Below are 6946 nucleotides of genomic sequence, written 5' to 3'. Positions count from 1 at the left end.
TTGTTAGACTCTACATTGCTTGAGCCGTCACTATTAACCGTCACATTGACGTTGATGTTGCCACCACCCTGCGGCGCTTTACCGCTACGCATGGCGTTTAGATTATCAACACCAATTCGCTTGGTTGCTGCTGCATCAAAGACATACTCTTGGCCATGCACCGCACCTGCAACTTGATTGACGCCCATGTTGCCGGTATAGCCGCCTTGTTTAAATCCTTGCGGCTGAATACCTTTGATTGTGCCTAGTAGTGTTGCACCTTGCGCCACCGCTGCGCCAATCACAGGTATGTTCTGCGGAAAACCTAACGCCATGGCTTTAGCTACTGACTGCTGAATAGCAATCGCTGACTGTGCAATAGCAAAACCTTTTTCTACTGCGAACAATGCGCGATAAATGCCGCTTTGCTCACCTGCAAACGACTTGGCAAGTCCTGCTAGGTCACCAAACAGCGCCTCGCCTTGTGTTAGCATCAAGTCACGCTTAGCGTCCAAGTACGACTGCTCAACCGCAAGCCTTGCCTCGGTCTGAACACCTATCATATCGGTGTGTAGCTGCTCGTACTTTTCAATGACTGCCAATCGCGCTTCATAGTCAGCTTGGATTTTACCGAGTGGGGTTTCTTCCTCTATGCCTGACAACATGCCCTGCAAGCTATCACTAGACGATGTCTTGTCTTTCTCTAGCTGTGTAAACCTTGCTTGTATGGCTGCCGTTGCTTTAGCTACCGCACCCATACGCTCCCACGCTGTTGTTTGTTTGATTAGCTCGTCAGTCAGCTCCTTAGTGGCATCTTTAAACTTGTCGGTGTGCTCAATATCGTACATGAGCGCGGCAAGTGAGCTGTCATTACCAAACAACGCTTGCTGCCTGATAAGTCCGTCGATACTGTCTTGCACTGACTTGTTAGCGGCTGCCAGTTTGGTTTTAGCTTCAAGCTCAGCGACTAGATTGCGATACTCGTTTTTGCTTGCATCACTGGCACCTTTATATTTACCGATCTTTATGTCGTACTCAAGGTCAGCTAAGTTGCTGTTATTGCCAAATAGTGCCAACTCTTTTTTGATGCGATCAATGCCAGTTTGCACCGCTTCAATCGCACCCTCAGCCATTTTTTGCGCTTCGGTTTTGACGGCTTTGGCTTTTGACTTGATACCGCCAATGTAACCATCGCCTAAATCTTTACCTAGTTTGATAGTAGCCTTGGCTGGTGAGTTACTTTGCTGTCTCTTTCTGACCGCTTCAATCGCATTACCTGCCATTGTGGACGCTGCACTTGCAGCACCGCTTGCCATTGACTTGATGCCATTAACAAACCCACCAATAAAATCACGCCCTAGTGAGAATAGTTTTTTACCATAGTTTTTAATAACGTCGAGTATCTGACCCATCATGTTGCCAACGATAGTGATAGCACCCTTCAAGCCATTGCCGATGATGCTAGGTATCGCTTTGAAATCACCTGATATGACAGCCTTAATGACAGCTAAGACAGTAGTAACCGTGTTCTTAATCAGCGCAAAACCACCACTAAACAAGGTAGCGACCAGTTGTAATGCTGTGCTGACCGTGCTAGTTATTAAGCCAAACGTGAATTTAATGTTATTCAAAACAAACGACATTGCGCCGCCTGCTATTTCTGAGAACGAACCAAACGTACCACTAAACAATTCGCCTAAAATGGTTAAATACTCTCTACCTGTATTCCAAATAAACTTAAATATCTCAGCAATATCACGCCCTGCTTGCTGCAACGGTTCAGGTAGTGAGCCAAACACGCTTTTGATGTACTCGTTAAGCTCAGACGCTTTCTCTTTGACGTAATCCCAGTTTTGATAGAGCAGTACGCCAGCCGCAATCAATGCACCTATAGCGAGCAATGGTAACGCAAAGCCACCTGATAGTATTGCTAGTCCAGCTTTAGCAGCAGCAAAGCCAACCTTTAAGCCTTCGATGGTAGATTTCACTGCCATGATGCCGTCAGCGAATAGCTTTAGGCCGACGATAGAGCTAAGTATTACAGCGGTCACAGATATAATCTGCTTTAGTAGCTCAGGATTTGCAGCAGTCCACACGCCGATAGCTGTGACAATAGGAACCATCGTTGACAGTATGTCGTTAAGTGCAGGAATAAATGCATCACCGATTGAGGCCGTCACGCCATCAATATTGTTTTTGAATAACTCTATTTTGTTTGCCGTAGTACCGCTGATTGCCTCGAACTCTTTTTGCATTGAACCTGCGGTGTCTGTGGTAGCTGCCAATGCGCCATTAACTGTATCTAAACCAGTCGCCATTGATGCTATTTTTGCCGCAGCTTCTTTACCAAATAGATTTGATAGTGCTGCAATGCGGCTTGACTCGTCCAGCATATTTACTGCATCTATAACCTCTAAGATAGCGCCTTTGCCATCAGTTCTTGTTATCTCAGCAAATTCGGCAGTATCAAGACCTAATTGCTGCAATCCAATAATGCCAGACTTGCTTAGTCCGTCTAAGTCAGATAGCGTCATAAGCATACTGTTGAAAGCTGTACTAGCTGTCTCAGGCTGCCAACCCAGTGCAATCAATGCAGAGCCAAATGCCGCCGTGTCATCTGCGCTTAGTTTAAATGTTTTCGCTAGCGCCGCTGATCGCTTCATGAAGTCAATGATATTTGGTGCTGTTGAAGCCATACTATTAGATAGCGTGTTAATCGTATCGCCAAGCTCACCGACATTCTCAATAGGCAATGCAAACACGTTAGCAATCTTTGCCATACTATCCGCAGCATCGGCTGACGACATATCAAACGCTACACCCATTTTCGCAATGGTTTCTGTAAACCCAACAATGTCCTTCTCAGCAATACCAAGCTGACCAGCTACCGCCGCCACTCCAGCCAATTCCTCAAAGCTCTGTGGTATCTCGGTGGTAAGTGCCTGTAGCTCTTTGCGCATATTTGCCAGACCGTCATTAGTCGCAAAATCTACGGTTTTATTAACCTCAGCCATTGCTGACTCAAAAGCGATAGCTTTGTTTACTGACACGCCTATAACACCTGCAAGTGCTGCACCTGCCAATGCCGCCGCTTTAGCCATGCCGTCTAGTGCTTTTTTACCACTGGCTGCCGACGCATTCAGCCTGTTTGTATCACGGCTTGCTCGGTCTGCTCGGTTGCCCAAGTCGCCTGTATCGTCTGCCGCCTGGTCTGCCGCACCGCCAAGCTCTCTCAACTGCTTTCTAAGCTCTTTAATGCGAGCCTCAGCAGCCGCGCTATCAATTACGATGGATAATCTACTTTCCTGAGCCATGATAGCGACCCCTTTATTTTTGGCATAAAAAAAAGCCTTACAAATTAATGTAAGGCTCTCTGTTTTTACTGTTTTGTTTGGTTGTTATTGACCTAAGCGTCTAACCGCCTCATTGATAATACTAGGTAGTTGCGATTTATCCGCAAACTGAACCACGCTAGACAAACTCTCACGACTCACAACAGCGTGTTCCTGAGGAATAAAACCAACGTTAGGCTTGCCGTTATGGTCAAAGCTCAGCATCATACGATTGCTCTGTATCATGCTGACAATAAACGCTTGGCATATCTCCTCTTTGTCGAATCTTGGATATTTCGGTAAAGGGCTGCCACTATCTACTATTGCTTTCTGCAAAGAATACACATAATCCATTACCTCGTGCTTCACATTCATAATGTACTGATTGTGCGTAAAGCTAGATATTGGTGTTTTTTCTACATTCAAACTAAGAATGCGATCATGAACATACTCGATAGCTTGCGCTAGTTGTTCAAGCGTTAAATCCTTAATATGCTTAACGCCAAATTGCTGATGGACTATCTTATAACCTTCTGGGTACATAATGCCCGACCGACCTACCAGTTTGTTTACTGCATTTCGTAATGGTAGTGTTTGCTCTGAGGTTAGTTGGCTGCTAGGCAATTGTACTGGCGCACCTACTTCTTTATCTAAAATATCAAGAACCCATTTACGGAACTGTTTAGCTATGTCTGTACGTGCAAACATCGCAAGTAAGTGACAGCCGCGTAATGAGAAAATCCGCAGATCTCTTTTATTGCCTTCACCACTGCCAAAACCCTTCACCACCATATTGATAGTGGCGGTCATGCTGCCTGTAAACTCGTCTTTATTTCGATTATATATTCTTGATATGTTGTCGGTACGCGCATAACCCAGAGCTTTAGCTATTTCGGTAGATGTTAACCATATTTGACCATTGCGTTCAACTGGGTTAAAATTGACTTCATTGAAGGTTAAAGTACTCATGTTAGTTTCCTTTAATTAGTAGGTTGGCAGACAATTCATCTTGGCGGGTGATGTCTGCTTTTTTATTGTCTTGATTTTCTTCTAACAGCCTTTCACTTTCTAAAGCTAACTTTAAATAATGAATAAACTGCTTGCGAGTCGAGCGGTTTTCTTGTTGTGCCCTACTTTTAACGATGTCTGCTAAATCATCGTCATAAATGCACGTATACATAGTATAATTCCTTATATTAAGTGTTTAATCCAATTAACTTATTAAGTTTAATACGTTTTAATAAGTTAAAGGTATATTATACGAGTAAAATAACAAGGTCAAGGGTTTTTTTATGATTGATAATTTCTCAGCACGTCTTAGGTATTTCCGTTCAAAACAAAACTTATCCCAAACTGAGTTGTCAGACTTGGTTGGTATATCTCAAAAGCAGATATCAGATTACGAGGTAGGTAACAGTGTGCCTCGGCAAGCTAATCTACTAAAGCTAATTGAAGCCCTTAAAGTTACAAAGCAAGAGTTTTTGACAACTCCTATTGATACTGAAAGCGACGTAATGTCAGCCTTAGAATTTGTTAGCTTCTATAACGAGGCTTCCGATCTTAAAATATCGTTACCTGCAAATATTGTCCAAGACCTTCCTTTGAACAAAGAAAAAGTCATTCCAACTAGGATAAACGGACAATCAATGCTGCCATTACTAAATAATGGTGATATCGCCTTAATTGATACAAATCAAAACCAACCGCAAGACGGCAAGCTCTTTGCAATTAATTTTTTCAACGAAGAGATTATTGCAAGAGTTTTTAGAAACCCTGATGGCACTCTTTTATTATCGCGCGATAACCCTGACTACCCGCCAAAAACCGTAAGGATTGATGAGGTTGAAATCATTGGTAAGGTAGTCTACCGAATGGGTAGCATTTAATTTTATTATCATCTTTTCCTTGACCGTCAAATTGACGGTCAAGGGCTAACCCCTTTAAATACCTGCCGTTCATCATATTTGCAGAACGGTAAATACCCAATAAAAAACCCACCGATTAATGGTGGGTTTTATTTATCTAAAGGTTGATTATTCAAACTTCGAGCTTAGTAGATTGCCGTCATTATCAAACTCACACATTGCGGTATGTTTTGACTCAGCGTTAAATTGATTTTTTGCATAAAACTGAAACCACAGCTCATGGTTCAGTTCTTTTTTGTATTTTAGATTGCTGCTAATAATATCCATTGATCGTGGATTGCTAAGTTTGTTTTGTATATCAATCTGACAATCGGTGATTAATTCAGGCTCAGACTTGCCGCCCAGATTAGGTATGCCGCTGCGAGTCTTAACAATCTTTTTCTCTGCTTCGACTTTATCCTTTGCAGCTTGCTTATCCGCTTTGGCTTGTAACTTCTCAGCCTTAACTTGAGCTTTTTCTATTTCGGCTTGCTTATACTCAGCTTCTCTAGCGGCTGTCTGCTCGTCAGTCTCAAGTAAAACCAATACGACACCTAAAGCCATCATTAAAGCAAAAGCAATACCAACCCATTTCAAGGCTTTCATCTTATTATCACCAGTCAATTATATGACTCAATAATAACCGATTATTGCCGAATTAACCATCTGATTTAGGTTTACGCTGCTCAGCCAACACCATGTCATCAATAGCAAAGATGATAGGGTCAAGCAAGCTTCGATGTATAGCGATAGGATGCGCCTCAATCACGTCTGTGATGTTTCTTACGCTTATTCTTAGTGGTTGCCCCTCTGAATAATTGCGACCTCTAGCGACAAACTGGTACGTTTCTATGATTGACTGAATATCGATATCATAAGCAGGTGGCTCAGGGATTTGCACCCCAAGCCGCTTGTATATCTCAATCCGCTTAGGTGTTAGCTCGCTGCTTTTTTGGTGCCAGTCGAAGAACGAGAGGGCTTTTTTTTAGTCTCACTCGCTTGTAATGCAAACTCTTTTGCCATTTCGTGAAAGTTATCAGAGATAAAGCCGACAAACTCCGCGTTTTCGTCATCGTCACCGACTGACGCACACAAGGCCATGAAGTTGTCACCATTGATCGGTGCTACTTTGCCGTCACTGGTTTTCACATCCCACTCAGTAATGACGTACTCACCAATGATAATCATCATCGCCTCGCCTTGTGACAAGGTTTCTACAGCGTTATTGGCTTTAGATAGTGAGTCTTTGGTCAGCGGCTTTTCAGGCTTTTGGATTTGCTTGATAGCTGATACATAGTCTTTGTCGTCACTGATACGCATAGTGAACGATACAAGGTCTTTATAGTTAAGCTCGCGCACCACTTCGCCCAGCTTTTTAGGTTTCAAATCTTTTAAAGTAATAGCCATTTTTTATTATCCTATACTGCATTGCGAGTAATGATAGGCGATTCATCGACTACCGTGTAAGTGACTTCGGCTGTCACAAGCTCATTGCCTGATGGGCTTGGAATGTCGCCGCTGATCTGCGCCTTAGGGATTGTAATCGTATAGCCATCGGTTGCGTTGAACATGATAGGCACTTCGATTGATAACGTGCCACCTGTGCGCTGTAGCTCTAAAATATCGTAAGCCTTTTGACTAAATGCAATGGTCATCGAACCGCTGATATTAGCAATCATGGCGAATAAGTTACCGCCATATAAGTTATTACCTAAACACTTTTGAATCTCA

Annotated in this window: 8 protein-coding genes; 1 reads left to right on the top strand and 7 read right to left on the bottom strand. The window is 43.1% G+C overall.

The features are described from left to right. The 3 genes from FQV37_RS14060 to FQV37_RS14050 all read right to left on the bottom strand — a co-directional run. Positions 1 to 3293, bottom strand: a 3293-nt coding sequence (locus FQV37_RS14060; protein WP_160023819.1) for a phage tail tape measure protein, incomplete at its 3' end; no start/stop codon positions are given. A gap of 84 nt (positions 3294 to 3377) precedes the next feature. Beyond that, positions 3378 to 4280, bottom strand: a complete 903-nt coding sequence (locus FQV37_RS14055; protein WP_160023817.1) for a BRO-N domain-containing protein — start codon at positions 4278 to 4280, stop codon at positions 3378 to 3380. A 1-nt stretch (position 4281) separates the two neighbouring features. Then, on the bottom strand, positions 4282 to 4491 hold the full coding sequence (locus FQV37_RS14050) for a hypothetical protein (RefSeq protein WP_160023815.1): 210 nt from the start codon (positions 4489 to 4491) through the stop codon (positions 4282 to 4284). Between the two features lie 112 nt (positions 4492 to 4603). Here FQV37_RS14050 and FQV37_RS14045 point away from each other — a divergent pair, with 112 nt between their 5' ends. After that, positions 4604 to 5197 (top strand): LexA family transcriptional regulator, encoded by a 594-nt coding sequence (locus FQV37_RS14045; protein WP_160023813.1) that lies wholly within the window; start codon positions 4604 to 4606, stop codon positions 5195 to 5197. Between the two features lie 147 nt (positions 5198 to 5344). On the opposite strand, the gene FQV37_RS14040 is transcribed toward FQV37_RS14045, so the two are convergent. From FQV37_RS14040 to FQV37_RS14025, 4 genes are all read right to left on the bottom strand, one after another. Then, positions 5345 to 5821, bottom strand: a complete 477-nt coding sequence (locus tag FQV37_RS14040; RefSeq protein ID WP_160023811.1) for a hypothetical protein — start codon at positions 5819 to 5821, stop codon at positions 5345 to 5347. A gap of 52 nt (positions 5822 to 5873) precedes the next feature. Next, positions 5874 to 6116, bottom strand: coding sequence for a hypothetical protein (locus FQV37_RS14035; protein WP_160023809.1), 243 nt, complete (start codon positions 6114 to 6116; stop codon positions 5874 to 5876). Positions 6117 to 6151: 35 nt separating this feature from the next. Then, positions 6152 to 6622 (bottom strand): hypothetical protein, encoded by a 471-nt coding sequence (locus FQV37_RS14030; protein WP_160023807.1) that lies wholly within the window; start codon positions 6620 to 6622, stop codon positions 6152 to 6154. An 11-nt stretch (positions 6623 to 6633) separates the two neighbouring features. Then, positions 6634 to 6946, bottom strand: a 313-nt coding sequence (locus tag FQV37_RS14025; protein ID WP_338104016.1) for a phage tail tube protein, incomplete at its 5' end; no start/stop codon positions are given.

This window comes from Psychrobacter nivimaris (genome assembly GCF_009812035.1).
Lineage (GTDB): Bacteria > Pseudomonadota > Gammaproteobacteria > Pseudomonadales > Moraxellaceae > Psychrobacter > Psychrobacter nivimaris.
Note: the sequence above shows the minus strand (reverse complement) of the source record. Positions and strands in the feature narration are given on the sequence as shown.